Here is a 25,562-nt window from a genome sequence, read left to right as displayed (position 1 = left end):
TTCTCCATGACATCGATTATGCATGGAGGAAAAAATGGGACGCGGACTCTTGTTGTGGCTGCTGGGCGTGCCGATCCCAGTGATCATTCTGCTCTGGCTTTTCTTCGGCCGCTAAAACTCGTTCGACTTCGAAAGCCCCTGCAACGCAGGGCTTTCACGTCAACAATGCGCATGCAGTTCAGGGTTTACTGCAGTCGGCCGTCGCTTCGATGAGCTTGACGAGCTTGTTGCCAGCCGCCTTCAAAATGCACATTTCGATCTGCTTGCCGGCAGGCACCGGCTTGGCGCAGATGATCTGCGGGTTGTCGTCGTAAACGGCCGTCGAAAATTTGCAGTTCGCCTGACATGACGCCGTGTAGTTGAACGGATTTGTCAGAGAGATGCTGGCCGACTGTTCGCCCGGCAGAATCGTGCAGACGATCGGCACCGGCTCGGCATGCAGCGCCGAAGGCAGGCCTCCCGCCAGAGCTGTAACTAAAATCAGGATACGTCTGCGCAGCATGAATCGACCGTGGTTGCTTCCGGCAGTACGGTAGCAAGACCGGATGCCCGAGACGAGCATTTCATGGCAACGGCCTCATCCGGTGGTCATTCAGCCTCATCTTGAGTTGCAAGAATCCGCGATCTCTGTTCGAAATCGCTGACCGGGTGAGTACCGTCAGGGCGGACATCTTGCAAAACGTGGTCAACGCATTCCTGCTGGTCTATGCCGCGCTGTTTCCGATCGTCAATCCGGTTGGCAGTGCGCCCCTGTTCCTGCGCATGACGCGCGGGCGCACCACAGCCGAACGCAGCGTCCTTGCGCTAAACGTGGCGCGCAACAGCTTCTTTCTCCTGCTCGGATCGCTGTTCATCGGCTCGCATGCTCTCGAATTCTTCGGGATCACCCTTCCCGTGGTCCGCGTGGCCGGCGGTCTGGTGGTGGCAGCCTTCGGATGGCAGATGTTGCATGCCCCGGAAGATCCCGGCCCGGATCGTGCGAAGGTCGACACCGGCCCCGCGATCGATGCGTTCTACCCGCTGACCATGCCGCTCACGGTCGGCCCCGGATCGATGTCGGTTGCTGTCACGTTAGGCAGCCAACGACCGACACCGACCGTAGATTTCGCGCAGCTCGCGATCCTCGGCGGCGCTGCGGTGGCGGGGCTCGCCGCCATCGCCCTCACCATCTTCGTTTGCTACCGCTTTGCCGATCGCATCATCATGTTTCTGGGTACGCGCGGCACGAATGTCGTCATGCGGCTTTCGGCATTCATTCTCCTCTGCATCGGCATTCAGATCATCTGGAATGGGTGTAGCGCGCTGCTCGGCAAGTCGATTTGAGCCGCATTTCAGATGACCATCCGCACGCTCTTCACGCATTTGTGCATCGCAACAAGATCGGAATTCCGGCTCCGAGCGCCAATTTTGCGAGAGATTTCAATTAAGCATGAGTTCCCTCCCTCCAAACGGCGCATTGAATATGACGGTTATTTTCGCTAGGTCTTGATCGATGCAGGCCCTCGGATGGCCGCTACGCCAGGGTCTCTGATTGATGCCTCGCCTTATTCACGGTCGTAAAACCGCTTCGACAACCGCGGCGATGGTCACTGCGTTTGCGCTTGGCCTGTCTGCTCTCGCGCTGTCCCCCGTCGCATCTCATGCTGAACAGGCAACAACCGGCGCCAGCACTGTTGTCTCCGACGATTTGAACAGCGTCTTCAAGGCCCAACCCTGCGTGCAATCCAAATCGCTCGCCCAGCTCGACGCACCGATCGCTCGTTTGTCGAAGAAGCTGGATGCCCATGAGCCTGTGACCATTGTCGCCGTCGGCTCGTCATCCACCGGCGGTGCGGGTGCAAGTTCTCCGGCCTATTCCTATCCCAGCCGCCTCGAGCGCGAACTACGCCAGAGGTTTCCCGAGACACCGATCACCGTCATCAATCAGGGCGTCAACGGCGAGGACGCCGCCTCAATGATGGAGCGGATGGATGCGGTTCTCGCACCCAAGCCGGACCTGGTGATCTGGCAGCTCGGCACCAACACCGTGCTTCGCGACGGCAACATTCCCGCAACCGCGGACCTGATGCAGGCCGGAATTTCGCGCATCAGAAAAACCGGCGCGGATGTGCTGCTGATCGACCCGCAATTCGCACCACGCGTCAACGCCAAGCCCGGCGCGAGCGAGATGGTCGGACTTATCGCTTATGTTGCCAAGCAGGCGCATGTTCCATTGTTCCGGCGTTTCGTGGCGATGCGCCACTGGCATGAAGATCAGGCTATCGCATTCGACCGGTTCATTTCCGCAGACGGCCTGCACATGAACGACTGGGGCTATTCCTGCCTCGCCCGGCTCCTTGCCGACAACATCACGGCCACCGTTGCACGATCGCGCTCCGTCGCCGGCGTCAGGCCGTTTCTGTAACGGCTCCATCAGCTCATAATTTTTCGAATGTGATAGTATCCGGTTTCCGGATGACGCATATCGCATGCAGCAACTGAACCTTTCAGGGTTCAGCCTGTATGAGAACCGCATGACGCATTCGCACGATACCGCGCACGACCATGCTGATCATCGGCATGAGGGGCATGACCATGGACATGGTCATGGTGGCGGGCACGTTCATGCGCCTGCGAATTTCGGCCCGGCCTTTGCGATCGGAATTACGCTCAACACGATCTTCATTGTCGTCGAAGCGGTCTACGGCTACGCCAGCAACTCGACGGCGCTGATCGCCGACGCCGGGCACAACCTGTCCGATGTGCTCGGGCTGATCGTCGCATGGATCGCGGTCATTCTGTCGAAGCGGCCGCCGTCTGTGCGTTACACCTACGGCCTGCGCGGCTCGTCGATCCTCGCGGCACTGTTCAACGCAGTCTTCCTGCTGATCGCCGTCGGCGCGATCGGCTGGCAGGCCGTGCTGCGGTTGTTCAATCCGGAACCCGTGGCCGAGATGACCGTGATGATCGTCGCGGCCATCGGCATCGCCATCAACGGTTTCACCGCGCTGCTGTTCGCATCCGGCCGCAAGAGCGATCTCAATATCCGGGGCGCCTATCTGCATATGGCCGCGGACGCCGCGGTATCGGCCGGCGTCGTCATCGCCGCGCTGATCATCATGTTCACGGGCTGGGTGTGGCTGGATGCAGTCGTGAGCCTTTTGATCGTTGGGGTCATCGTCTGGGGCACATGGGGACTTCTCCGCGACAGCACAGCAATGTCGCTCGGCGCTGTACCGTCAGGCATCGATCCGGTTGCGGTTCGTCAATACCTCGAACAGCGTCCGGGCGTGACCGAGGTTTGCGACCTGCACATCTGGCCGATGAGCACGACCGAGTCCGCACTGACCTGTCATCTGGTGATGCCCTCGGGGCATCCGGGGGATGCCTTTCTGGTTCAGGCCACGCGTCACCTGAAAGAGACCTTCGGGATCCAGCACACCACGATCCAGATTGTGACCAGCGCGGTCACGGCCTGCACGCTCGCGCCGGAAGGCGCCATTTAACCAGCCTTGAAAAGGCCCGACAGAGAATCTACTGATACGACATGAGAAGCGATGCTGGCATCAATGCAAGGCCCGGCGCTGGACGCAGCGGACAGCGACGCCGTCTGTCGCTTGTCCTCGCGCTCATGATCGGCCTGCTGGCATCGCTGATTCATTGCGGAAGCTGCGAGCCGGCCATTGCCGGCTCGAACACCACGGTCGTCGCAATGGACTTCGACGGGACAAGCCCGCCTGACACGCCCGATCATAAGATACCCTTTCATTGCGGGCATTGTCTCAGCCACGTCACCGGACAACCGACATTTGTCGTGCAGCTTCCGGCCGACGTGAGCCATCACGTGCCACCTCTCGGCCGCGAGCAAACGCTGGCGTCGCTGGCCGGCCTGCCCCTGTTCAAACCACCCCGCGCCTGAGCATCAACGCGGCCGCCAAGGCCCGTTCGGCATGACCGCAGCCTCATAGCTGCGGGAGCGCCTGTTCACACCATTTCGCAGACATGGCGATGGCACGACTCCGATCGTGCGCGGGAACATAACGATGACCAGACTCAAATTGCTTGTTGCGGCAAGCGCGACATGCGCGATCGCGGCGCTTTGCTTCGTAGCAGCCTATGCACACGAAAAACCGCCTGTTCAGGAACAGCCTGCTCAACATGACGAACCCGGCATAAGGCTCAGTGAGAAACAGGTCGCTGCCGGAAACTTCGCGGTCCAGGAAGCGCGTGGTGGACTCCTGAGCAAACGCATGGTCGTTCCGGGAGCAATCGTGCCGAGCGGCGACCGCATCGCCAAGGTCTCCGTCCGCTTGCTCGGCACCGTCGCAGAGGTACGCAAGCGGCTCGGCGACACGGTGCGTGAGGGTGACGTTCTCGCGATCATCGAAAGCCGGGAGGTGGCCGACGCCAAGAGCCAGTACCTCGCCGCGCGGGTCGCCTTCGACCTTCAGGACACCTTGTTCACGCGGTCGAAAAGCCTGTTCGAGTCCAAGGTCAGCAGTGAAAACGACTTCCTGCGCGCGAAAACCGCATTCGAGGATATCCGCATCAAGTTCGACGTTGCGCGTCAGAAGCTGTTCGCGCTGGGTCTGACCAGCGACCAGATCGCGGTGCTGCCCCAGCAACCTGTCGAGAGCCTCAGATTACAGGAATTGCGCGCACCGATGAACGGCCGGATCGCTGAACGCCGCATCGATCTCGGATCTCTGGTCGGCCGCGAAGGTCAGGAAAGCGAACTGTTCGTGATTGTGGATTCAAGCGTCGTGTGGGCCGAGCTCTCGCTCGCGGCCGCCGATCTTGCCGTGGTCAGCGAGGGCCAGAAAATCACCATCAGCGCCGGTTCGCAGGGCGAGCCCTTGCTCGCGACCATCATGTTCGTGAGCCCTCTGCTGGACAAGGACACACGTCTGGCGCGCGTCGTCGCATCGGTCGACAATCCCGCGCACATCCTGCGGCCGGGCATGTTTGTGACCGCCGAAATCCCGTTCCAGCAGGTGAAGGCTGACGTGGTGGTGCCGAAAACCGCCGTGCAGAGCATTGAGGGCCAGAGCGCCGTGTTTGTCCGCACGCCAACCGGTTTTGAGCCCCGCAAGATCGTCACAGGCCGCGAGGACAGCCGCTCGTTCGAAGTGACATCCGGCCTCTCCGCCGGCGATCCCATCGCAACCGCCAACACCTTCGTCCTGAAGGCCGATCTCGGCCGCGGCGAAGCATCTCACGCGCATTAGGCCACCGAACATGATCAGTCGCATTCTCGACCTGTCCATCCGGCACCGCTGGATCGTCGTCCTGTTCAGCATCGGCTTTGTCGCGTTGGGCGCCTGGTCGCTGCTGCATTTGCCGGTCGACGCCGTGCCCGACATCACCAACAAGCAGGTGCAGATCAACACGACCGCGCCGGCGCTGTCCCCGGTGGAAATCGAAAAGCAGGTCACATTCAGGATCGAGACCGCGCTGGCGGGCATCGCGGGACTGGAAAGCACCCGGTCGTTGTCTCGCAACGGCTTCTCGCAGGTGACGGCCATCTTCCGCGAGAAGACGGATATCTATTTCGCACGGCAGCAGATCAACGAGCGGCTGATCGAACTCCGCGCCAGCCTGCCGCCCGGCGCCGACCCGAAAATGGGCCCGATCTCGACCGGCCTCGGCGAAATCTACATGTGGACGGTTTCCCTCGCGCCGAAAGCCAACGGCAGCAGCGGCAAGCCGGGCTGGCAGAGCGACGGCACATTTCTGACAGCGGAAGGCGAGCATCTCAAAACCGATATCGAACGCGGCGCCTATCTGCGCACGGTGCAGGACTGGATCATCCGGCCGCAGGTCAGGAGCGTCCCGGGTGTCGCCGGTGTCGATGCCATCGGTGGATACATCAAGCAGTATCAGGTGAAGCCCGATCCCGCGAAACTGATCTCGCTCGGGCTGTCGTTCGGCGATGTCGTTCGCGCCATCGAGGCCAACAACATCAGCCGGGGTGCCAGCACCATCGATCGTAACGGGGAGGGAATTGCTGTCCGCGCCGGTGGCCGTCTGGAGAGCCTCGCCGACATTGGCGATGTGACGATCATCACGCGCGGCGGAGTGCCGGTGCGGATTCGCGACGTCGCTAACGTGGCAATCGGAGGGGAGATCCGGACCGGCAGCGCCAGCCGCGACGGGCGCGAAGCCGTGATCGGAACGGCGCTGATGCTGATGGGCAGCAACAGCCGGACCGTCGCCGCCGCAGTCGACGCAAAAATGCAGGACATCCGCCGCAGTCTTCCGGCCGGGGTCACAGTGGAAACCGTCCTCAACCGCACCCAACTGGTCGATGCGACCGTCACCACCGTCGCCAAGAATCTCGGCGAAGGCGCCCTGCTTGTGATCGCCGTCCTGTTTCTGCTGCTCGGCAACTTTCGCGCGGCGCTGATCACGGCGCTGGTCATTCCGCTCGCCATGCTGATGACGGCCACAGGAATGCTGCAAGGCCATATCAGCGCCAACCTGATGAGCCTCGGCGCCCTCGATTTCGGCCTGATCGTCGACGGCGCAGTCATCATCACCGAAAATACGCTGCGGCGTCTGGCGGAAAAGCAAACCGAAACTGGCCTGAAACTGACGCTGTCCGAGCGCCTCGCGACGGTCAAAGCCGCCGCTGAAGAGATGATCGCGCCGACCGTCTACGGCCAGGCGATCATCATCCTGGTCTATGTCCCGCTGCTCACCTTCAGCGGCGTTGAAGGCAAAATGTTCGAGCCGATGGCCTTGACGGTCATCCTTGCGCTGGTTTCGGCCTTCGTGCTCTCCATCACGTTCGTTCCGGCACTGATCGCAATCGCAGTCACCGGCAGGGTGAAGGAATCCGACAACCTCGCCGTGCGCCGCCTCAAGTCCTGCTACGCGCCGCTCCTGAAACGTACCATCAACCGGCCCCTCGCCGCCATCGCCACCGGCGTGGTCCTGTTTCTCGGCGCCCTGTTGCTGTTCTTCCGTCTCGGTCAGGAATTCATCCCGACGCTGGATGAAAAGAATCTCGCGATGCATGCGCTGCGTATTCCCAGCACCAGCCTCACGCAATCGCAGGCGATGCAGTTTGACGTCGAAAAAGCCATCAGCGGCTTCCCGCAGGTGGCCTACGTCTTCTCCAAAACCGGAACGGCCGAGATCGCCTCCGATCCGATGCCACCCAACGCGTCCGATACTTTCATCATCTTCAAGCCGAAGGACCAGTGGCCCGATCCCGCATTGAGCAAGGCCGCGCTGCTGGACCAGATCGAAGAAGCCGTCCGCGTACTGCCCGGCAATAACTACGAATTCACCCAGCCGATCCAGATGCGGTTCAACGAGCTGCTGGCGGGTGTGCGCGGCGATCTGGCGATCAAGGTTTTTGGCGACGAGTTTGAGCCGCTGCTGCGCAGCGCGGGCCAGATCGCAGGTATCCTGCAGAAAACCAAAGGGGCGACGGACATCAAGGTCGAGCAGGCCAGCGGCCTGTCGGTGCTGGATATCACCGTGAACAAGGCGGAGATCGCCCGGCGCGGCCTCAGCCTTACCGCCGTTCAGGACGTGATCGGCACAGCCATCGGCGGACGAAGCGCCGGAGCGGTGTTTGAAGGCGACCGGAGCTTCGACATCGTGGTCCGCCTGCCGGAAGACATCCGCGGCGATCTCGATGCACTGAAGAACCTGCCGGTGTCGCTGCCGCCGGCCGGCCTGACCCCGTTGACCGTCCCACTCGGCCAACTGGCGACGTTCAAGATCAGCGATGGTCCGAACCAGATCAGCCGCGAGAATGGCAAGCGGCGTGTCGTCATCACCGCCAATGTGCGGGACCGCGATATTGCCGCGGTCGTGAACGACGCCCGGGCACAAATCGAGATTCAGGTGGCGTTGCCGCCCGGCTACTGGCTGTCCTGGGGCGGCCAGTTCGAAAATCTTGCAGCAGCACGCCAGCGGCTCTCGTTCGTTGTGCCGGGGTGCTTCGTCCTGATCTTCCTGCTGCTGATGGGGGCGCTCGGAACAGCGCGGGACGCTCTCATCGTCTTCAGCGCCGTTCCCCTCGCCCTGACAGGCGGTGTTGTTGCGCTGTGGCTGCGGGGGATTCCGTTCTCGGTCTCTGCGGCGGTCGGTTTCATTGCCCTGTCGGGCGTTGCCGTCCTCAACGGGCTGGTGATGCTTAGTCACATCAAGCAACTGATGGCCAGGGGGCAGGAGAAGGCGGAAGCCATCTTCGAGGGCGCCCTCACCCGCTTGCGACCCGTCGCCATGACGGCGCTGGTGGCGTCGCTCGGCTTTGTGCCGATGGCGCTGGCAACCGGAACCGGCGCGGAGGTGCAACGGCCGATTGCAACGGTCGTGATCGGTGGGCTGATCAGCGCAACGCTGCTGACGCTGTTCGTTCTGCCGGCACTTTATGTGCTGTTTGGACGCAAGCCGGAGAGCGTTGCATCAGAGACAACATCGATGCCAGCTCAAACCGTCGAACCGTTGCGCGGTTAACTGGATCAGGCGGCACCGAGATACGCGGCTTTCACCTTCGGGTCCGACAGCAGCGTCGCGCCGTCGCCCTCCAATGCTACCTTGCCGGTCTCCAGCACGTAGCCGCGGTCGGCGATCTCGAGCGCGGCGCTGGCATTCTGCTCGACAAGCAGGACAGTCACGCCTTCTTTTCGGAGTGACACGATCGCCGCAAGGATCTGATCGACAAGCGTCGGCGATAGCCCGAGCGAAGGTTCGTCCAGCAGCAGCAGCTTCGGCTTGCCCATCAAGGCACGGCCAATCGCCAGCATCTGCTGCTGACCGCCGGACAATCCCCCGGCAAGCTGGCGGCGCTTCTCGGCAAGTATCGGAAACATTCCGAACACACGGTCGCGGTCGCTTTCGATGTCCTTGTCCCGGCGCATGTAAGCACCCAGGCGAAGATTGTCCTCGACGCTCAGCGGTCCGAAAATCTGGCGGCCTTCGGGCGACTGCGTCATGCCGCGCTGAACCCGCCGATGCGGCTTGAGGCGATCGATGCGCTCGCCCAGAAAGCGGATTTCGCCGGCCGTAATCGGCTGAACGCCCGATAGCGCCCTGAGCAGCGTCGTCTTTCCCGCGCCGTTGGAGCCGATCAGGGCGACCACCTCGCCTGCCCGCACGGCAAGGTTGACGCCGTGCAGCACCTCGATCCGGCCATAGGCGCTGCGGAGGTTGGCAACTTCAAGCACGGGCCGCCTCCTTCGCTCCATGTTTGCCGAGGTAGGCTTCAAGGACCGCCGGATTGTCACGCACCTCCTGCGGCTTGCCTTCGGCGATTGGCTTGCCGCGATTCAAAACAAGAATGTGGTTCGAAATCTTCATCACCAGCTTCATGTCGTGTTCGACAAGAACGACCGCGATGCCCTTGGCGGCGACCCGCCGGATCAGTTCGTCGATCTCCTCGGTCTCGACGGGATTGCAGCCGGCCGCAGGCTCATCGAGCAACAACACGCGCGGTTCGGAGGCCAGCGCGCGCGCGATTTCGAGGCGCTTGCACGCGCCGTAGGACAACGATCCCGCCGCAACATCTGCGCTGGCGCGGAGTCCAACCTCGTCGAGCAAGGCGAGCGCGGCATCGCGCGTCTCGGCGTTTTGCCGCGTCACCGATGGCAGGCGGAACAGGTCCGCAAGCAGATTGCAGCGCTCCCGGAGATGACGGCCGACCATGACGTTCTCCGCAGCCGTCATGCGCTGGAATATCTGGAGGTTCTGGAAGGTGCGCGACATGCCGCGCGTGGCGAGCTTGTCGGGCGTCAGTCCTGTGACATCCTCGCCCGACAGTTCGACATGCCCCTGATCGCGCTCATAGACCCCGGAGACGATGTTGAACAGCGTGGTCTTGCCCGCTCCGTTCGGCCCGATAATTGAAAGAATCTGTCCGGGGCTGACGGAGAAGCTGACACCGTCGATGGCTTTGACGCCGCCGAACGAGATTCCGATATCCCTGGCTGCGAGGATCGTCATGCCTTCGTCCTCTTCGCCAGCAGACGCGACAGCGTCGGGACAATGCCGTCGCGCATGAAGATCATCGACACAATGATGATGAAGCCGAGCAGCAGGTGTTCGTATTCCTGAAACACGGTGAGCACCTGAGGCAGCGTGATGAGCACCGCAGCACCGACAATGCTGCCGACGACCGAGCCGAGCCCGCCAAGCACCACCATGGTCACCATCTCCACAGAATGGAGAAATCCGGCCTGATCGGGATTGATGAAACCATTCATGAGCGCAAGGGCGGAGCCCGCAATCGACGCATAGGCGGCTGCGATCACGAACGCCTGCAACTTGAAGCGAGCAACGTTGATACCAGCCACGCGTGCCGCGACCTCGCTGTCATGCAGCGCGCGGAAAGCACGCCCTGTCGGCGTATCGTTCAGGTTGAGAGCGATCCACGTTCCCAAAATGAGAAGCCCGCCCGTGACCCAATACCAGGTGTCCGATCCGCTGACGCGCCAGCCGAACAGCACCAGCTTGGCAACCGGCATGCCATCCGGCCCGCCGGTCCAGCGGCTCTCCGTGGTGATGACGAGCGCCACGAGCACGCCGAGACCAAGCGTTGCAATGGCGAGGTAATGCCCCTTCAGTTTCAGGATCGGGCGGCCGACGAGATAGGCCAGCACCGAAGAAATAACACAGCCAAGCAGAACCGCCGCCCATGGCGGGATTCCGAAATGCGCGGGACCGATAGCAACGGCATAAGCGCCAATCCCGAAAAATCCGGCGTGGCCGAGGCTGACCTGCCCGGCCGATCCCATCAGGACGTTCAGGCCGATGGCCGCAAGCGCCGACACCCACACCAGCGACGCCACACGGAAATAGTAGCTCGACGGAAAAATCAGCGGCAGCACCGCGACGACGACCGCGAGTGCGATCAGGATCAGATAGCGATAACCGATCTTCTGCAGCACCGCTCAGACCCTTTCCACGGTCCGCCGGCCGAACAGGCCTTGCGGCATGGCGAACAGCACAAGCAGAATGACGATGAAGGCGAACGCGTCCTTGTAGGTCGAACTGATATAGCCGACGCCGAAGGCTTCCAGCAGGCCGAGCAACAGCCCGCCCGCGACCGCGCCGAGCGGATTGCCCATGCCCCCTAGCATCGCCGCCGCAAATCCCTTGAGCGCGAGCATCGTGCCGACATCGTAGCTTGTGAGCGTGATCGGCGTGATGAGAATGCCGGCGACCGCTCCGATGGCCGCTGATCCGCCGAAAGCCAGCGCCATCACGGTCGCGGTGTTGATGCCGACAAGCCGCGCCGCCAGACGGTTCGCGGCAGTCGCAAGCACGGCCTTGCCGAGGACCGTCCGTTCCAGAAAAACGTAAAGCAGGATGACGATCACGGCGGTGCCGCCGAGCACCCAGAAGCTCTGTGGCTGAACGGTCGCGCCCAGCACGTTGACCGGCGTGTCGCCGGAGATACTAGGCAGCTTGTGAAACTGTTTGTCGAACAGGATTTGCGCCGCGCCCCGAAGCAGGATCGACGCGCCGATGGTGATGATGATCAGCGTGACCGGCGAGGCATCGCGCGCCGGCTCGATAGCGAGCCAATAGAGCAGAAGGCCGACGACGATGGAAACGACCACTGCAAGCAGCGCGGAAAGCGGAAGGGGAACCCCGGCGGCAGTAGCAAACACCGTCACCATCCCGCCCAGCATGACGAACTCGCCCTGGGCAAAATTGACGACGTCGGAGGCGTTGTAGACCAGCGTGAAGCCGAGAGCGACCAGAGCGTAGACCGCGCCCACGGTCAGTCCGGAAATAAGAAACTGGACAAACTCCGGCATACCGGCTCCACGAGCAATGATGGCAGCCGATGGCTGCCGTTCCCGGCGAAAACGAATAAATTCAGACAGAGAATAAGCTCCCGGATGGATCGGACCGAACCGTCCGGGAGCGTCTGTATCGGCTTGCTTATGCGCCGGGCTTGATCAGGGTCCAGTCGCCGCCCTTGATTTCCAGCATACGGAACGCCGAGAGATCGAGGCCGAGATGATCCGTCGGCGTCATGTTGACGATGCCGCCGGTGCCGACGAAGCCCTTGGTCTTTTCGATTTCGTCCCGAACCTTCTTCGGATCGGTCGAGTTGGCGCGCTTCATGGCTTCGACCAGAATCATCAGGCCGTCATAGGCATGGCCGCCGAAGGTCGAGACCGGGCTCTTCGCGGTGTCCTCATAGGTTTTCTTGTAATCGACCACGACCTTCTTCTGCGGGTCGCTGTCAGGCAGCTTGTCACCGACCAGCAAGGCCGCCGCCGGCAAGCGGATGCCTTCAGCCGAAGCGCCTGCGAGTTCGATGAAGCTCTTCGAGGCCACACCATGGCTCTGATAAAGCGGCGTCGCGGTCATGCCGAGCTGTGCGTAGTTTCGGGTCACGATCGCAGGTCCCTGCCCGAAGCCGGGATTGACGATGGCCTGAACGCCGGGGGTGTTCTTGATCTTGGTGAGCTGGCCGGTCATGTCGCTGTCACGCGGACCGTAGCTTTCCTCGGTGATGATCTTGATGTCGTAGTTCGGTGCCACCTTGGTGCACTGCGCCTTCATCGACGCTCCGAAGCCGTCGGTTCCCGAGATCATCGCGATGTTGGTGAGCTTGCGCTGCTTCAGGTTCTCGAAAATCTTCTCGCACGCCATTTTGTCGGTATGCGGCGTCTTGAAGACGTACTTGCGGACGGGCTCGATGATTTCGACCGCGCCGCCGAAGGAAATGAACGGAACCTGGGCTTCCTCGAACACGGGAATCATCGCCATGGTCGTGCCGGTGGTCGAACCACCCGCCATCGCGACGACCTTGTCGTCCTCGATCAGACGTGTGGCAAAGGTGCGCGCCTTGTTGGCATCGCCGCCGTCGTCATAAATGATCAGCTCGACCTTCTTGCCGTTGATGCCGCCTGCCGCGTTGATCTTCTCGACATACATCCGCAGTGTCTTGTCCTCGGGTTCTCCGAGAAACGACGCCGGGCCTGTCACAGAGAGGACGGAACCGATCTTTACGGTCTGCTGCGCATGCGCGGCACTACCGAACGTCAGACCGGCAACGCCGGCCGCCAACAGAAATCCCAATGCTGATGCTGGTTTCACAGTTTCCCTCCCTGGTGATGGGCGCTCGATTTTTTGAGAGCTTGCCCGGCATGTTTCCAACCACAGAGCGCCAATAGTTTCAAGTGCAACTATTGTCACTTCTAGCCATCAATATAATTGACCGAACGGTTGGTCAATAGTAATCTGCCTTCCAATGGCTGACCAAGAAGCCAATGGGAGGACTGTGTGGACAAAGATCTGGTCTTGACCGAGATCCGCGACGGATACCGCGTCATCACGCTTAACAGGCCCGGCAGCCTCAACTCGTTCAATCAAAGTGTACACACCGCGCTGAACGCGGCGTTGAATGATGCGGAGGCTGATACGAAATGTCGCGCGTTGATCCTCACCGGCGCCGGACGCGGATTTTGCGCGGGACAGGATTTGTCCGAGGTTGATTTCATACCGGGACAAAAGCCGGACCTCACCGTTACGCTTGATAAGAACTACAATCCCCTCATCCGCAGATTGCGCAAGCTGCCGCTGCCGATCGTCTGCGCGGTCAACGGTGTCGCCGCGGGCGGCGGAGCCAACATCGCCTTCGCCTGCGACATCGTTCTGGCGGCGCGTTCCGCGAAATTCATTCAGGCGTTCTCGAAGATCGCGCTGGTGCCGGATTGCGGCGGCACATGGTTCCTGCCGCGCCTTGCAGGCAATGCACGCGCGCGGGCGCTGGCGATGCTGGCCGAACCCGTGTCGGCCGAACAGGCCGAAGCCTGGGGCATGATCTGGAAGGCCGTCGACGATGCCAACCTGATGACCGAGGCGCACCGCCTCGCCGCCCATCTCGCCAAGCAACCGACGGGCGCCCTCGCCCTGACCAAACAGGCGCTCGATGCATCCGAAACCAACACCCTCGCGCAGCAACTCGATCTCGAGCGCGATCTTCAGGGGCAAGCCGGACGCGGATCGGATTTCGCGGAGGGCGTGAGCGCGTTTCTGGAGAAGCGCGCGCCTAACTTCACGGGGAGCCTGTAATGGACGCAAGCGTTCCCGGCGACAACAATGCCCAGGCGGTGGCTGAAGCCTGCGCAAAGGCGATGTGGCTCGACGATCATGCGAGCAAGGGCCTTGGCATGAGCCTGCAGCGGGTCGCTCCCGGCGAGGCCGTTCTCACCATGACGGTCCGCAAGGACATGACAAACGGCCACGGCATCTGCCACGGCGGCTTCATTTTCACGCTTGCGGATTCGACCTTTGCTTTCGCCTGCAACACCTACGACCAGCGCACCGTCGCGCAGCAATGCGCGGTGACGTTTCTTCAGCCGGTGCGCGAGGGTGAGACACTGACGGCGCACGCGGTTGAACGCAATCGCGCCGGACGTGGCGGCATCTATGACGTGACGGTCCGCGACAGCAGCAACACGGTCGTCGCGGAGTTTCGCGGACATTCGCGAACGATTTCGGGCCGCCTGCTTGAAGCCGACAGCCATCAACAAGACAACAAGTAGAATGGGAGGGAATGTTGATTCAGATTCCGTTGCGTAAGCTCGATCGGCTGACACCCGAACCCACCGCGCTCGATCCCCATGAGATCGCGTCCCGTGACGAGATTCGCGCCCTCCAGCGCGAGCGTCTCGCATGGTCGCTGCGGCACGCCTACGAGAATGTGCCGCATTACCGCGCCAAGTTCGACGCCGCGGGCGTGCGGCCGGAATCGTTCAAAAACCTTGAGGATCTCGCGAAATTCCCGTTCACGATCAAGACAGACCTGAGGGACAACTATCCCTTCGGCATGTTCGCGGTTCCTGAATCCCAGGTCGCGCGCATCCACGCCTCGTCCGGCACGACCGGCAAGCCGACAGTCGTCGGATACACCAAGCGCGACATCGAGACGTGGAGCGACGTTGTCGCCCGCTCGATCCGCGCCGCAGGCGGCCGCGCCGGGATGAAGGTCCATATTGCCTACGGCTACGGCCTGTTCACTGGTGGTCTTGGCGCGCATTACGGAGCAGAGCGTCTCGGCTGCACCGTCATTCCGGTTTCCGGCGGCATGACCGAACGTCAGGTTCAGCTCATCACCGATTTCAAGCCCGAAGTCATCATGGTGACGCCATCCTATATGCTGGCGATCCTCGATGAATTCAGGAAACAGGGCCTCGACCCGCGCAAATCGTCGCTGCGCATCGGCATCTTCGGCGCCGAGCCCTGGACCAACGCGATGCGCGAAGAGATCGAGGAAGCGTTCGATCTTCACGCCGTCGACATTTACGGCCTGTCCGAGGTGATGGGCCCCGGAGTCGCCAGCGAATGCGTCGAGACGAAAGACGGCCTGCACATCTGGGAAGATCACTTCTATCCCGAGGTCATCAATCCCGCGACCGGCGAAGTGCTGCCGGACGGCGAGAAAGGCGAACTGGTCTTCACATCGCTGACCAAGGAAGCCATGCCAGTGATCCGCTACCGGACTCGCGACCTGACGCGGCTGTTGCCGGGCACGGCGCGATCACTGCGGCGCATGGAGAAGGTCACCGGCCGCTCCGACGACATGATGATTGTTCGCGGCGTCAACGTGTTCCCGACCCAGATCGAGGAAAAGCTGCTCGCGATTCACGATTTGTCACTGCACTACCAGCTTGTCCTCACCCGTGACGGCCGCATGGACAACATGGAAATCCAGGTCGAGGCACGGCCGGATGCAAGTTTCCCGGCGCGCGAAGCAGCCACGAAGCAACTGGCGCTGTCAGTCAAGGACACCATCGGCATCACCGCGCTTGTCACCGTGCTCGATCCCGGAAGCATCGAGCGCTCGGTCGGCAAAGCCAAACGCGTCATCGACAAACGGCCAAAGGAATAAGACGTCTCATGGCACGCAGCCGCGCCAACGATTACGACGACAAACGACAGGCGATCCTCAACCGCTCCGCGGAGCTTTTCTCGGCGCACGGTTACGACCGCGCGTCGATGAACAAGATTGCGGAAGCCTGCGGCGTCTCCAAAGCCAACCTCTATCACTACTACAAAGATAAAGAAGGCCTTCTGTTCGACGTGATCCGCTTCCATCTCGAGGAACTGCTGGAAGTCGTCGAGGCTGCCGATAATCCCGCGGCTGCGCCGGAAACGAGGCTGCGCGGCCTGATTGCCGCGCTGCTCGAAGCCTACCGAGATGCCGATTCCCAGCACAACGTCCAGATCAGCAGCATGCGGTTTCTGCCGGCCGAGCGTCAGGCCGAACTGAAAGGCATGGAGCGCGACCTGGTCCGGATCTTTTCGGCGGCGGTTGCCGGCGCAGCGCCTCACCTCAAGGGCACGAAGATGCTCACCCCCGTCACGATGTCGCTGTTCGGCATGGTGAACTGGCATTACCTCTGGTTCAAAAGCACGGGATCCGTCAGCCGCGATGAATATGCAGAGATTGTCACCCGCCTGATCGCCGACGGAGCGCGGAGCCTGCTCAAGTCTCCCCCCAAGACATCGAAGCGCACTGCTGCCGCGGAATAAACGTCCATCGGTGCCCGAAGCACCCAACCTCGAAGTGATCGCATGAAACTCGAAAGCTACATCAACGGACAGTGGGCCGCACCGGGCCGCGATTTCATCGAAGTGCGCAGCGCCGTGAGCGGCGATGTCGTTGCCGAGGCAACCAGCGGCGGACTGGATATGCGCGGCATTCTCGGCCATGCACGCAACACCGGCGGCCAAAATCTCCGGCGTCTGACATTCCATCAGCGCGCCGACATGCTGAAGAAACTCGCGCAGTATCTGACCGAGCGCAAGGATCAGCTTTACAAGCTCTCGTTTCAGACTGGAGCCACCCGCACCGATAACTTGATCGATGTCGATGGCGGCATCGGAACGCTGTTCGTCTATGCCGGCAAGGGCCGCCGTGAACTTCCGAACTCGACTTTCCTGCTGGATGGCGCCGTGGAGCCGATGGGCAAGGCCGGCACGTTCGCCGGGCAACATATCATCACGTCGCTGCACGGCGTTGCGGTTCATATCAACGCGTTCAACTTCCCATGCTGGGGCATGCTCGAAAAGCTGGCGCCTGCGCTGCTTGCGGGCGTCCCCGTCGTGTCGAAACCGGCGACGGTGACGTCCTACGTGGCGCACGCACTGGCGCGCATGATCGTGGAATCCGGAATTCTGCCTGAAGGCGCGTTTCAGTTCATCGTCGGCTCGACCGGCGACCTGTTCGATCACTTGACCTGTCAGGACGTGGTTTCGTTCACCGGTTCGGCCGACACGTCGGAAAAGCTGCAACGGCATCCGGTCATCGCAAAGGAAGCCGTGCGCTTTGTTGCCGAGCGAGATTCGCTTAATGCCGCGATCCTTGCGCCGGAGTCCGGCCCCGGAACGCCGGAGTTCGATCTCTTCATCAAGGAAGTCGCCAAGGAAATGACGGTCAAGGCCGGACAGAAGTGCACGGCGATCCGCCGTTTGCTCGCGCCGTCGGCGTATCTCGAGCCTGTGATCGCTGCCTTGCGCGAACGGCTGGACAAGGTCGTGATCGGCAACCCGGAACTCGAGACGGTGCGCATGGGACCGGTGGTCGGTCTCGATCAACGCCGCGATGTGCTCGCCAACGTGAAGGCCCTCCGCACCGAAGCGGAACTCGTCGCCGGCGATCCCGACAATTTCGACGTTCAGGGAGCCGATGTCACCCGCGGTGCATTCCTGCCCCCGCTGCTGCTGCATTGTGCCGATCCTATTCGCGCAACAAAGGTTCATTCGGTCGAAGCGTTCGGCCCGGTCAGCACCGTGATGGGCTACGGCGATCTCGATGAAGCCGTGGCACTGACCAATCGCGGCGGCGGAAGCCTGGTTGCTTCGGTTTACACGCACGATCCGAAGGTAGCGTCCGATCTCGTGTTCGGCGTCAGCAGTTTCCATGGACGGCTTGTGATCATCGATCGGGACTGCGCCAAGGAGCAGACCGGTCACGGCTCACCGATGCCACAGATGGTGCACGGCGGTCCCGGCCGCGCCGGCGGCGGCGAGGAACTGGGCGGCGTGCGCAGTGTCCACCATTACATGCAGCGCACAGCGGTTCAGGGATCGCCTCGCATGTTGACCGGCGTAACCGGTAGCTGGACCAAGAACGCACCGGTCATCGAGAAGGACCGGCATCCATTCCGGTTTCATTTCGAGGACCTTGATGTCGGACAAACCTTCTACTCTAAGGAACGTACGATCACGCTGGAGGATATCGAACACTTCGCGCATTTCACCGGCGACACTTTCTATGCGCACATGGACGAGGAAGCGACCAAGGGTCACCCGTTCTTCCCGGGCCGCGTCGCGCATGGCTATCTGCTGCTGTCGTTCGCCGCGGGTCTGTTCGTCGATCCGGATCCGGGTCCGGTGCTGGCCAACTACGGCCTCGATTCACTGCGCTTCATCAAGCCTATCCAGCCGGGTGAGACGATCAAGGTGCGTCTCACCGCGAAAGAAAAATCGCCTCGCAACAAGCAGTATGGAGAAGTGCGCTGGGACGTTGAAATTCTGACCGACAAAGACGAGTCGGCCGCAACCTACGAATTGCTGACGATGAACGCCGTTCGTCCTCAGGCTTGAACAAGAACAACGAAAGGGAGAAACGATGATCCTCGTGACAGTGATGTATCCGGCCGGTGAAGCATTCGACACGGACTATTATCTGAAGACGCACATGCCGCTGGTGAAAGACCGCTGGGGGCCGCTCGGGCTCAAGAGCGCGCAGGCCATCAAGGGCGTGGCGAAGCCCGACGGCAGCGCGCCCGATTTCCAGATGACCGCGCTGCTGACCTTCGGATCGATGGAGGATTTCAAGGCCGCCGGTAAAGCTCACGGCAAGGAAATCTTCGCTGATATTCCGAATTTCACCAAGGCGCAGGCCGTGGTGCAGATCAACGACGTCGTTTTCTAGACCTCAGGCCGGTCACTTGTCCTCGACAGGTCAACCGCACACTGACTCACAAAGCGCACCTCGCCCGGTTTCGAGCGAGGACGCCGCGACTGCGCGCGACTTCTCACTGAAAGACCTTCCTGAGTCTTTCTATGATGACCCCTACCCGACCTATCGCGCGCTGCAATCCGCCGATCCAATCCATCAGATGCCCGACGGTTCGCTGTTCCTGACCCGGCACCGCGATCTGGAAGCCATCTACAAGGATACGACGCGCTTCAGCTCCGACAAGAAGGTGGAGTTCGCGCCGAAATACGGCGACGGTTCGCTGCTGTTTCAGCATCACACCACGAGCCTCGTGTTCAATGATCCGCCGCTGCATACCCGCGTTCGCCGCCTGATCGCCGGTGCTCTCAATCCGCGCGCCATCACGGAGATGGAGCCGGGGCTCATTTCCCTCGTCGACCGGCTGCTGGACAACATGCAGGCGCAAGGCAAGGCGGATCTCATTGAAGACTTCGCCTCCGCCATCCCGGTCGAGGTGATCGGCAACCTGCTGGCTATTCCTCACGAAGACCGCGCACCGCTGCGCGGCTGGTCGCTGGCGATCCTCGGCGCACTGGAGCCGTTCCTGACCGAAGACCTGCAGGCACGCGGCGAGCGTGCCGTTGGCGAATTTCTGGCCTATCTCCGCGACCTCGTGACCGACCGCCGCGCTCACCCCGGTAACGCCGAGCACGATGTGCTGACGCGCCTGATTCTGGGCGAGACCAGCGGCGAGAAGCTCAGCGAGATCGAGCTGCTGCAGAACTGCATTTTCATCCTGAACGCGGGCCATGAGACGACCACCAATCTGATCGGCAATGGCCTCGAACTTTTGCTGCGTTTTCCGGACCAGCGGCAACGGCTGATCAATGATCCCGCGCTGATCAAGCCGGCGGTCGAGGAATTCCTGCGCTTTGAGAGTTCAAACCAGCTCGGTAACCGCCGCGTCGTTCAAAACACGGAGATCGATGGCGTCTCAATCCCGGAAGGCGCGCTGATCACACTCTGCATCGGCGCCGCAAACCGGGACCCTGACGTGTTCGCAGAGCCGGAACGCCTCGATATCGGGCGTGCGCCCAACCGTCACCTGGCCTTTGCCTCGGGCGCACATGCCTGTGTCGGGCTCAGCCTTGCCCGCCTCGAAGGCCGCATTGCGATTGGCCGTTTCCTCACCCGCTTCCCGAATTTCGCAGCCGCTGGCTCGGCTCATCGCGCAAGGCGAGTACGCTTTCGCGGCTTCACGACACTTCCCGTAACACTCGCGTAGACATTCAGATCAGGAAATTTGCATGACGACGACGTTCGACAAGACCGCCGCCTCCGCGCTGCTCAAATCCGCACCAGCGCCATGGGTGCAGGATCTCGACCTGTCTGTCGAAAGCCTCACCGCTGACGGAGCTGTTCTGAGAATGCGTTTCTCGGACAAGCTGTGCCGCGACAACGGCGTGGTTTGCGGGCAAGCGCTGATGAGTTTTGCGGATACCGCAATGATCATCGCTGTCGCGTCGGCCGCCGGCGGGTATTTTCCGATGACGACAGTGGATCAGACCATGCATTTCATGCGTCCCGCCATGCGCGCGGATGTTCTGGCGGAAGCGCGCGTCGTACGGCTCGGCAAGACCATGGCCTATGGCAGCGTCTCACTGCGAACGGACGGCGACGAACGGCCCGTCGCAATGGCGCAAACCGCCTACGCCCTGCTCCGCGATGCCAAATAACTATAAGAAGTAGCTACATCTGGTCGTAATCGACCACGACCCGTGACGAGACCGGATGGGCCTGACAGGTCAGTACGAACCCCGCCTCGATCTCCCAGGGCTCGAGCGAGTAGTTCACGTCCATCTTCGTCTCGCCTTCGACGATCTTCGCGCGGCATGTCGAGCACATGCCGCCCTTGCAGGCGTAGGGCAGATCCATGCCGGCGCGCAGCGCGGCGTCGAGGATGACCTCACCCTCAGCAATCGGCACGTCCTTGCGCTTGCCGTCCACAATCAGCGATGCGACGGCTTTCGGCGGCGCTTCCGGGGCGACCTGGACCTTGGGACGCGGCTTACCGCCGAACTCCGAAACGAAGCGCTCGACATGGACGTGATCCTTGGGAATGCCGAGATCGATGCAGGTCGCCTCAATCTCTTCACTCATCGCGAGCGGCCCGCAGACGAACACATGATCGACCGCCGCCGCCGGCACCATTGATCGCAACAACACACTGACCTTCTCACGGTCGAGACGACCGTACAGAATGGGCAGGTCCTGCTCTTCCTGGGACAGCACGTGGAACACCGACAGGCGGCCCATGAAGCGGTCCTTGAGCTCTTCCAGCGCCTCGCGGAACAGAATGCCGTTGGTGGTGCGATTGCCGTAGAACAGGAAAAAGCGGCTATTGGGTTCTCGCGCGAGAATGCCGCGCACGATGGACATGATCGGCGTGATGCCCGAGCCGGCCGCAAAGCCGACATGAATGCGCGCCTGATCGGGCGCATGGGCCACGCCGAAACGGCCCGTGGGCGTCATCACATCGAGTTCGTCACCGGACTTCAGTTCTTCCAGCGCCCAGCTTGAAAACGCACCGCCGTCGACCTTCTTGACCGCGATGCGCAGTTCGTGATCGTCGGGGCTGGAGCAGATCGAATACGAGCGCCGCACCTCCTCGCCATCCATGATGGTGCGAAGTGTGAGATACTGACCAGGCGCGAAGGCATAGTCGCCAGCCAGTTCGCCCGGAATGGCGAACGTCATGGAGACTGCGTCCGCAGTCTCGCGCTTCAGGTGCGCGACAGCCAGACGATGAAATTTCGGAACGTGCGACATCGCAGCCTCGCCTAGTGGCACTTGAAATAATCAAACGGCTCGCGGCACACCTTGCAGCGCCAAAGCGCCTTGCACGACGTCGAGCCAAATTCGGACAGAACTTCCGTGTTCACCGATCCGCATTGCGGGCACGCCACCTGCTGTTCGCCGAACAGCGCGCGGCGTCCTCCGCCCGCCTGCGGCGGCGCGATCCCATATTCTTTCAGCTTCTGGCGGCCCTGCTCGCTCATCCAGTCCGTGGTCCAGGCCGGCGACAACACTGTGCGCACCTTGGGATTGCGGATGCCTTCCCGTTCCAGCGCCAGTTCGATTTCCAGCGCGATCATGTTCATCGCCGGGCAACCGGAATAGGTCGGCGTGATCGCAACTTCAACCGCGCCGTCAATCACGGTGACGTCGCGCAGCACGCCGAGATCGGCGATGGTCAGTACCGGGATTTCCGGGTCGACCACCTGCGCCGCCGCATTCCATGCGGTCTGGCGGAGGTCCTGTGTGCTGATGCCGGCGGTTACCATGTCGCGTTCGGGAAAGTTCGCTGCATTGATTGCAGTTCGCTGAGCAGATGCCCGAGATGTTCGGTGTGATTGCCGATGCGGCCGCCCTTCTGCATCCAGTCGCTTGACGGACGCTTGAGCGTCGCAATGCCGAGAACATTGGAAACGGTGTCCGCCCAAATACCTCGCAGGGTTTCGGGATCGATCGCAATGCCGGAGGAAATCAGCTCCGCGTCGCTCTGGTCGGCATGAAACAGTTCGCCAGTGAAGGCCCAGAGATCGTCAATGGCGGTCTGTGCGCGGCGATGGCTCTCGTCGGTGCCGTCGCCGAGGCGGATCATCCATTCCGAAGTGTGACGCAAGTGATACGCGCTTTCCTTCTCGGACTTCGCGGCAATCGCGGCCAGCGTCGCATCTTTCGAGTTCATCATCGCGCGCCAATACGGATCGGCGAAAGCCGAATAGAAGAATTGCCGTGTGATGGTGCGCGCGAAATCACCGTTCGGTTGCTCCACGAGCAGCAGATTGCGGTACTGGCGCACATCGCGCAGATAGGCGAGCTTGTCCTCATCGTTACCTGCGTCTTCGACTTTTGCGGCGTAGGTGTATAGTTCGCGCGCCTGACCGATCAGGTCGAGACCCATATTGGCCAGCGCCATGTCCTCTTCCATCATCGGGGCGTGACCGCACCATTCCGACACGCGATGGCCGAGGATCAGCGCATCATCGGCGCGGCGCAGCGCGTAGAGCACCAGCGGACTTTCGGCGACTTTGATGGAAAGCATTGCCATTTTGAATACTCGCGATGTCATTCCGGGATGCGCCTCTTGGCGCAGGCCCGGAATCCATATGCCAGCGTGGTTATGGATTCCGGGTTCGCTCGTTTCACTCGCGCCCCGGAATGACGAGTGAGCGCAAATCACATATGCCCGACTTCGTCGGGCACGTCGTAGAAGGTCGGATGGCGATAAATCTTCGACATCGCCGGCTCGAACATCATGCCCTTCTCGGACGGGTCGGACGCGATGATCGCATTCGACGGCACGATCCAGATCGACAGCCCCTCGCCGCGGCGTGTGTAAATGTCGCGCGCGGCCTGAAGCGCCAGCGTCGCATCCGCTGCATGCAGCGAGCCGACGTGCTTGTGCGCGAGGCCGTTACGGCTGCGGATGAAAACTTCCCAAAGCTGGGTGTTCTGAGTGGTCATGACAACCTCCAGCCGATTACGCCGCAACCGCAGTGCGGCGCGTCTGTTGCTTCTCCGCATAGGCGGCCGCAGCCTCACGCACCCACGCGCCCTCCTCGTGCGCCTTGCGGCGCGCGGCCATGCGGTCGCGGTTGCACGGGCCGTTTCCCGAGAGCACCTGCCTGAATTCGTCCCAATCGATTGCGCCGTATTCCCAGTGCTTCGTCTCCTCGTTCCACTTGAGGTCCGCATCGGGAATCGTGAGGCCGAGATAATGGGCCTGCGGCACGGTCGCATCGACGAACTTCTGGCGCAGATCGTCGTTCGAGAACCGCTTGATCTTCCAGGCCGTCGACTGGTCGCTGTGCTGGCTAAGTTGATCCGGCGGACCGAACATCATCAGGCACGGCCACCACCAGCGATTCAGCGCGTCCTGCGCCATGGCCTTCTGCTCTTCGGTGCCGCGCGACAGCGTCAGCATGATTTCGTAGCCCTGGCGCTGATGGAACGACTCCTCCTTGCAGACGCGGATCATCGCGCGCGCATAGGGACCGTATGAACAGCGGCACAACGGAATCTGGTTCATGATGGCTGCGCCATCGACCAGCCAGCCGATCGCGCCAATGTCGGCCCAGGTCGGCGTCGGATAATTGAAAATCGATGAGTACTTCGCCTTGCCGCTCAGCATCGCATCGACAAGTTCCTCGCGCGAGGAGCCTAGCGTTTCAGCGGCGGCATAGAGATAGAGCCCGTGACCGCACTCGTCCTGCACCTTGGCCAGCAGCGCGGCCTTGCGGCGCAGCGTCGGCGCACGGGTGATCCAGTTGCCTTCCGGCAGCATGCCGACAATTTCCGAATGAGCGTGCTGGGAAATCTGGCGCGTCAGCGTCTTGCGATACGCGGCGGGCATCCAGTCGTTCGGCTCGATGCGATCGTCAGCATCGATGCGGGCCTGGAAATGCGCGGCGCGTTCAGCGTCCTCGACGTGAACGACTTCGGCTTCCGATGCGTTGAGCGCTTGCGTGTACATCGCCGTTTCCTCCCGGGAGACAGGTCAAACATATAACAGAAAATATAAGACGCAAGCTATTTCTGTAACATATTGCCCTGCACATCCGAGAACCGGCGGCCAAGTTCCGGCCCCGGCGGACGCAAGGAACCCGTCACGCTCTCGCCGTGCTCGTCCAGCCAGGATTCAGATGGCGGCAGAAGAGCTTGATAAAGCCGCGCACAAAGCTCGCACGCCTCAAGGGCCGGCCATGCCGGCGGCAACAGGCCTGCCGGAAGCAACGGATCGCGCAGGATCACCCGCCGGTAGTGATGGATGAGAAGGATCCGCGCGAGGATGGCGTCCGCGGGAGAGACCTTGTCAGCACCGCCGATCCAGCCTTCGAGCGGTGCGAAGGTCTTCACGAACTCACGATACGATTCCGCGGTCCGTTCCAGCGACCAGCTCGCGGCCGCGAGTTGCCGCCCCATCGCGTCGTCAGCCGATACCTCCAGCCGGATCGCACCTTCGGCAATCGACGGCACCGGCACATCCGATGGCGCGACCCACACGCCCGGCATCGGGCTTCCAAAACCGGCCTCGGTCAATGCCGCCCGCGACGCCTCGCGATCGGCGCCGTTGCCAATCAGCAGAAGCTCGAAGCGCCCTGCCCAATTCGACGGATGCGGATTGTAGACGTGCTCGACAGCCGCTTCGAAACGCTCGCGGCCACTCTTTGCGAGTTTGTAGAAACTCTTGCGGCCTGCCTTGTCCCGATCCAGCCAGCCGTCAGCAGCAAGCCGGGACACCGCGGTGCGGACCACGCCACCGTCGGTCCCCAGCATGTCCAGAAACTGAAGCAGCGTTCCAAGCCACACCGATCCGCCCCGGGGCAGGATGGCGTCGCCATAGAACGTGATGATGAGAGAGCCGGTGCGCGAAGGCTCGCGCTTGAACCGGCTGACAATACGGGAAAGCGAAGGGTGACTCATGGAGGCGCAGCATAGTGCATTCCGTCCAGCGGGCGAGCCCCCGATCCGAAGACCATGAATGACATGCATCTCCCGCCAAGCCACCTCGTACGAGGAGCGGCTTACAATTCATCGTCGATAAAATAGATGAGGCGCCTCATCCAGAATCTTAGGATCAAACAGACAG

The 25,562-nt window shown here is 61.7% G+C and carries 26 protein-coding genes; 14 read left to right on the top strand and 12 right to left on the bottom strand.

The annotated features are described in order from the left end of the window. Positions 1-178: 178 nt before the first annotated feature. On the bottom strand, positions 179-562 hold the full coding sequence (locus AC1RM7_RS02420) for a hypothetical protein (RefSeq protein WP_244434437.1): 384 nt from the start codon (positions 560-562) through the stop codon (positions 179-181). 119 nt (positions 563-681) lie between these two features. Here AC1RM7_RS02420 and AC1RM7_RS02415 point away from each other — a divergent pair, with 119 nt between their 5' ends. The 6 genes from AC1RM7_RS02415 to AC1RM7_RS02390 all read left to right on the top strand — a co-directional run bounded on the left by AC1RM7_RS02415 (position 682) and on the right by AC1RM7_RS02390 (position 8,454). Further along, positions 682-1,323 (top strand): MarC family protein, encoded by a 642-nt coding sequence (locus AC1RM7_RS02415; RefSeq protein WP_444826141.1) that lies wholly within the window; start codon positions 682-684, stop codon positions 1,321-1,323. A 259-nt stretch (positions 1,324-1,582) separates the two neighbouring features. Further along, positions 1,583-2,404, top strand: coding sequence for an SGNH/GDSL hydrolase family protein (locus AC1RM7_RS02410; RefSeq protein WP_034460143.1), 822 nt, complete (start codon positions 1,583-1,585; stop codon positions 2,402-2,404). A 109-nt stretch (positions 2,405-2,513) separates the two neighbouring features. Continuing rightward, positions 2,514-3,485, top strand: coding sequence for a cation diffusion facilitator family transporter (locus AC1RM7_RS02405; RefSeq protein WP_024919198.1), 972 nt, complete (start codon positions 2,514-2,516; stop codon positions 3,483-3,485). 41 nt (positions 3,486-3,526) lie between these two features. Then, the gene (locus AC1RM7_RS02400; RefSeq protein ID WP_024919197.1) at positions 3,527-3,898 is read left to right on the top strand and encodes a hypothetical protein; all 372 of its coding nucleotides are present in this window, start codon (positions 3,527-3,529) and stop codon (positions 3,896-3,898) included. 124 nt (positions 3,899-4,022) lie between these two features. After that, positions 4,023-5,207: an efflux RND transporter periplasmic adaptor subunit gene (locus tag AC1RM7_RS02395; protein ID WP_024919196.1), complete on the top strand. Its 1,185-nt coding sequence runs from the start codon at positions 4,023-4,025 to the stop codon at positions 5,205-5,207. Between the two features lie 10 nt (positions 5,208-5,217). After that, positions 5,218-8,454 (top strand): efflux RND transporter permease subunit, encoded by a 3,237-nt coding sequence (locus tag AC1RM7_RS02390; RefSeq protein WP_024919195.1) that lies wholly within the window; start codon positions 5,218-5,220, stop codon positions 8,452-8,454. A 5-nt stretch (positions 8,455-8,459) separates the two neighbouring features. On the opposite strand, the gene AC1RM7_RS02385 is transcribed toward AC1RM7_RS02390, so the two are convergent. From AC1RM7_RS02385 to AC1RM7_RS02365, 5 genes are all read right to left on the bottom strand, one after another. Next, positions 8,460-9,164, bottom strand: coding sequence for an ABC transporter ATP-binding protein (locus AC1RM7_RS02385; RefSeq protein ID WP_024919194.1), 705 nt, complete (start codon positions 9,162-9,164; stop codon positions 8,460-8,462). Beyond that, complete coding sequence (locus AC1RM7_RS02380) at positions 9,157-9,939, bottom strand: ABC transporter ATP-binding protein (protein ID WP_006020459.1); 783 nt, start codon at positions 9,937-9,939, stop codon at positions 9,157-9,159. The genes AC1RM7_RS02385 and AC1RM7_RS02380 overlap by 8 nt, the downstream gene beginning before the upstream one ends. Further along, entirely contained in the window at positions 9,936-10,883 is a 948-nt protein-coding gene (locus tag AC1RM7_RS02375) for a branched-chain amino acid ABC transporter permease (RefSeq protein ID WP_024919193.1), read from the bottom strand. Before AC1RM7_RS02375 ends, AC1RM7_RS02380 begins: the two co-directional genes overlap by 4 nt. 3 nt (positions 10,884-10,886) lie before the next feature. Beyond that, positions 10,887-11,759 (bottom strand): branched-chain amino acid ABC transporter permease, encoded by an 873-nt coding sequence (locus AC1RM7_RS02370; protein WP_492838424.1) that lies wholly within the window; start codon positions 11,757-11,759, stop codon positions 10,887-10,889. Positions 11,760-11,886: 127 nt separating this feature from the next. Further along, complete coding sequence (locus AC1RM7_RS02365) at positions 11,887-13,053, bottom strand: ABC transporter substrate-binding protein (protein ID WP_006020456.1); 1,167 nt, start codon at positions 13,051-13,053, stop codon at positions 11,887-11,889. Between the two features lie 186 nt (positions 13,054-13,239). On the opposite strand from AC1RM7_RS02365, the gene paaG reads away from it, so the two are divergent. Genes paaG through AC1RM7_RS02325 form a run of 8 tightly spaced genes read left to right on the top strand, consistent with a single transcriptional unit; the run spans position 13,240 to position 20,643 of the window. Further along, positions 13,240-14,031: a 2-(1,2-epoxy-1,2-dihydrophenyl)acetyl-CoA isomerase PaaG gene (gene paaG / locus AC1RM7_RS02360; protein WP_024919191.1), complete on the top strand. Its 792-nt coding sequence runs from the start codon at positions 13,240-13,242 to the stop codon at positions 14,029-14,031. Then, positions 14,031-14,504, top strand: coding sequence for a hydroxyphenylacetyl-CoA thioesterase PaaI (paaI, locus tag AC1RM7_RS02355; RefSeq protein WP_006020454.1), 474 nt, complete (start codon positions 14,031-14,033; stop codon positions 14,502-14,504). The genes paaG and paaI overlap by 1 nt, the downstream gene beginning before the upstream one ends. An 11-nt stretch (positions 14,505-14,515) precedes the next feature. After that, positions 14,516-15,850 carry a phenylacetate--CoA ligase PaaK gene (paaK, locus tag AC1RM7_RS02350; protein ID WP_204367749.1) on the top strand — a complete coding sequence of 445 codons (1,335 nt, stop codon included), beginning with the start codon at positions 14,516-14,518 and terminating at the stop codon, positions 15,848-15,850. 8 nt (positions 15,851-15,858) lie between these two features. Continuing rightward, positions 15,859-16,494 carry a TetR/AcrR family transcriptional regulator gene (locus AC1RM7_RS02345; protein WP_024919189.1) on the top strand — a complete coding sequence of 212 codons (636 nt, stop codon included), beginning with the start codon at positions 15,859-15,861 and terminating at the stop codon, positions 16,492-16,494. A 42-nt stretch (positions 16,495-16,536) separates the two neighbouring features. Next, on the top strand, positions 16,537-18,570 hold the full coding sequence (paaZ, locus tag AC1RM7_RS02340) for a phenylacetic acid degradation bifunctional protein PaaZ (RefSeq protein WP_024919188.1): 2,034 nt from the start codon (positions 16,537-16,539) through the stop codon (positions 18,568-18,570). Between the two features lie 25 nt (positions 18,571-18,595). Then, complete coding sequence (locus AC1RM7_RS02335; RefSeq protein WP_024919187.1) at positions 18,596-18,901, top strand: EthD family reductase; 306 nt, start codon at positions 18,596-18,598, stop codon at positions 18,899-18,901. A 16-nt stretch (positions 18,902-18,917) separates the two neighbouring features. Then, complete coding sequence (locus AC1RM7_RS02330; protein ID WP_024919186.1) at positions 18,918-20,192, top strand: cytochrome P450; 1,275 nt, start codon at positions 18,918-18,920, stop codon at positions 20,190-20,192. 22 nt (positions 20,193-20,214) lie between these two features. Beyond that, positions 20,215-20,643, top strand: coding sequence for a PaaI family thioesterase (locus AC1RM7_RS02325; RefSeq protein WP_024919185.1), 429 nt, complete (start codon positions 20,215-20,217; stop codon positions 20,641-20,643). A gap of 13 nt (positions 20,644-20,656) precedes the next feature. Here AC1RM7_RS02325 and paaE read toward each other — a convergent pair whose 3' ends face one another. From paaE to paaX, 6 genes are all read right to left on the bottom strand, one after another. Further along, the gene (gene paaE / locus AC1RM7_RS02320) at positions 20,657-21,736 is read right to left on the bottom strand and encodes a 1,2-phenylacetyl-CoA epoxidase subunit PaaE (protein ID WP_024919184.1); all 1,080 of its coding nucleotides are present in this window, start codon (positions 21,734-21,736) and stop codon (positions 20,657-20,659) included. Between the two features lie 11 nt (positions 21,737-21,747). Then, positions 21,748-22,251 carry a 1,2-phenylacetyl-CoA epoxidase subunit PaaD gene (gene paaD, locus AC1RM7_RS02315; protein ID WP_024919183.1) on the bottom strand — a complete coding sequence of 168 codons (504 nt, stop codon included), beginning with the start codon at positions 22,249-22,251 and terminating at the stop codon, positions 21,748-21,750. After that, positions 22,245-23,021, bottom strand: a complete 777-nt coding sequence (gene paaC, locus AC1RM7_RS02310; RefSeq protein WP_024919182.1) for a 1,2-phenylacetyl-CoA epoxidase subunit PaaC — start codon at positions 23,019-23,021, stop codon at positions 22,245-22,247. The genes paaD and paaC overlap by 7 nt, the downstream gene beginning before the upstream one ends. 128 nt (positions 23,022-23,149) lie before the next feature. Then, the gene (gene paaB / locus AC1RM7_RS02305; RefSeq protein WP_006020444.1) at positions 23,150-23,437 is read right to left on the bottom strand and encodes a 1,2-phenylacetyl-CoA epoxidase subunit PaaB; all 288 of its coding nucleotides are present in this window, start codon (positions 23,435-23,437) and stop codon (positions 23,150-23,152) included. Between the two features lie 16 nt (positions 23,438-23,453). Then, positions 23,454-24,446 (bottom strand): 1,2-phenylacetyl-CoA epoxidase subunit PaaA, encoded by a 993-nt coding sequence (gene paaA / locus AC1RM7_RS02300; protein ID WP_024919181.1) that lies wholly within the window; start codon positions 24,444-24,446, stop codon positions 23,454-23,456. A 56-nt stretch (positions 24,447-24,502) separates the two neighbouring features. Continuing rightward, the gene (gene paaX / locus AC1RM7_RS02295) at positions 24,503-25,396 is read right to left on the bottom strand and encodes a phenylacetic acid degradation operon negative regulatory protein PaaX (RefSeq protein WP_024919180.1); all 894 of its coding nucleotides are present in this window, start codon (positions 25,394-25,396) and stop codon (positions 24,503-24,505) included. Positions 25,397-25,562 lie beyond the last annotated feature (166 nt).

It is taken from the genome of Afipia sp. GW822-FHT03D08, assembly GCF_058801645.1.
The sequence above is the reverse complement of the archived record's forward strand: the minus strand, read 5'-3'. Positions and strand labels throughout refer to the sequence as shown.

Coding starts and splice junctions, on each gene's coding strand:
- AC1RM7_RS02420 (WP_244434437.1), bottom strand. CDS start 562: ATGCTCGTCTCGGGCATCCGGTCTTGCTACCGTACTGCCGGAAGCAAC.
- AC1RM7_RS02410 (WP_034460143.1), top strand. CDS start 1,583: ATGGTCACTGCGTTTGCGCTTGGCCTGTCTGCTCTCGCGCTGTCCCCC.
- AC1RM7_RS02405 (WP_024919198.1), top strand. CDS start 2,514: ATGACGCATTCGCACGATACCGCGCACGACCATGCTGATCATCGGCAT.
- AC1RM7_RS02400 (WP_024919197.1), top strand. CDS start 3,527: ATGAGAAGCGATGCTGGCATCAATGCAAGGCCCGGCGCTGGACGCAGC.
- AC1RM7_RS02395 (WP_024919196.1), top strand. CDS start 4,023: ATGACCAGACTCAAATTGCTTGTTGCGGCAAGCGCGACATGCGCGATC.
- AC1RM7_RS02390 (WP_024919195.1), top strand. CDS start 5,218: ATGATCAGTCGCATTCTCGACCTGTCCATCCGGCACCGCTGGATCGTC.
- AC1RM7_RS02380 (WP_006020459.1), bottom strand. CDS start 9,939: ATGACGATCCTCGCAGCCAGGGATATCGGAATCTCGTTCGGCGGCGTC.
- AC1RM7_RS02370 (WP_492838424.1), bottom strand. CDS start 11,759: ATGCCGGAGTTTGTCCAGTTTCTTATTTCCGGACTGACCGTGGGCGCG.
- paaI (WP_006020454.1), top strand. CDS start 14,031: ATGGACGCAAGCGTTCCCGGCGACAACAATGCCCAGGCGGTGGCTGAA.
- paaK (WP_204367749.1), top strand. CDS start 14,516: ATGTTGATTCAGATTCCGTTGCGTAAGCTCGATCGGCTGACACCCGAA.
- AC1RM7_RS02345 (WP_024919189.1), top strand. CDS start 15,859: ATGGCACGCAGCCGCGCCAACGATTACGACGACAAACGACAGGCGATC.
- paaZ (WP_024919188.1), top strand. CDS start 16,537: ATGAAACTCGAAAGCTACATCAACGGACAGTGGGCCGCACCGGGCCGC.
- AC1RM7_RS02335 (WP_024919187.1), top strand. CDS start 18,596: ATGATCCTCGTGACAGTGATGTATCCGGCCGGTGAAGCATTCGACACG.
- AC1RM7_RS02325 (WP_024919185.1), top strand. CDS start 20,215: ATGACGACGACGTTCGACAAGACCGCCGCCTCCGCGCTGCTCAAATCC.
- paaE (WP_024919184.1), bottom strand. CDS start 21,736: ATGTCGCACGTTCCGAAATTTCATCGTCTGGCTGTCGCGCACCTGAAG.
- paaD (WP_024919183.1), bottom strand. CDS start 22,251: ATGGTAACCGCCGGCATCAGCACACAGGACCTCCGCCAGACCGCATGG.
- paaC (WP_024919182.1), bottom strand. CDS start 23,021: ATGGCAATGCTTTCCATCAAAGTCGCCGAAAGTCCGCTGGTGCTCTAC.
- paaB (WP_006020444.1), bottom strand. CDS start 23,437: ATGACCACTCAGAACACCCAGCTTTGGGAAGTTTTCATCCGCAGCCGT.
- paaA (WP_024919181.1), bottom strand. CDS start 24,446: ATGTACACGCAAGCGCTCAACGCATCGGAAGCCGAAGTCGTTCACGTC.
- paaX (WP_024919180.1), bottom strand. CDS start 25,396: ATGAGTCACCCTTCGCTTTCCCGTATTGTCAGCCGGTTCAAGCGCGAG.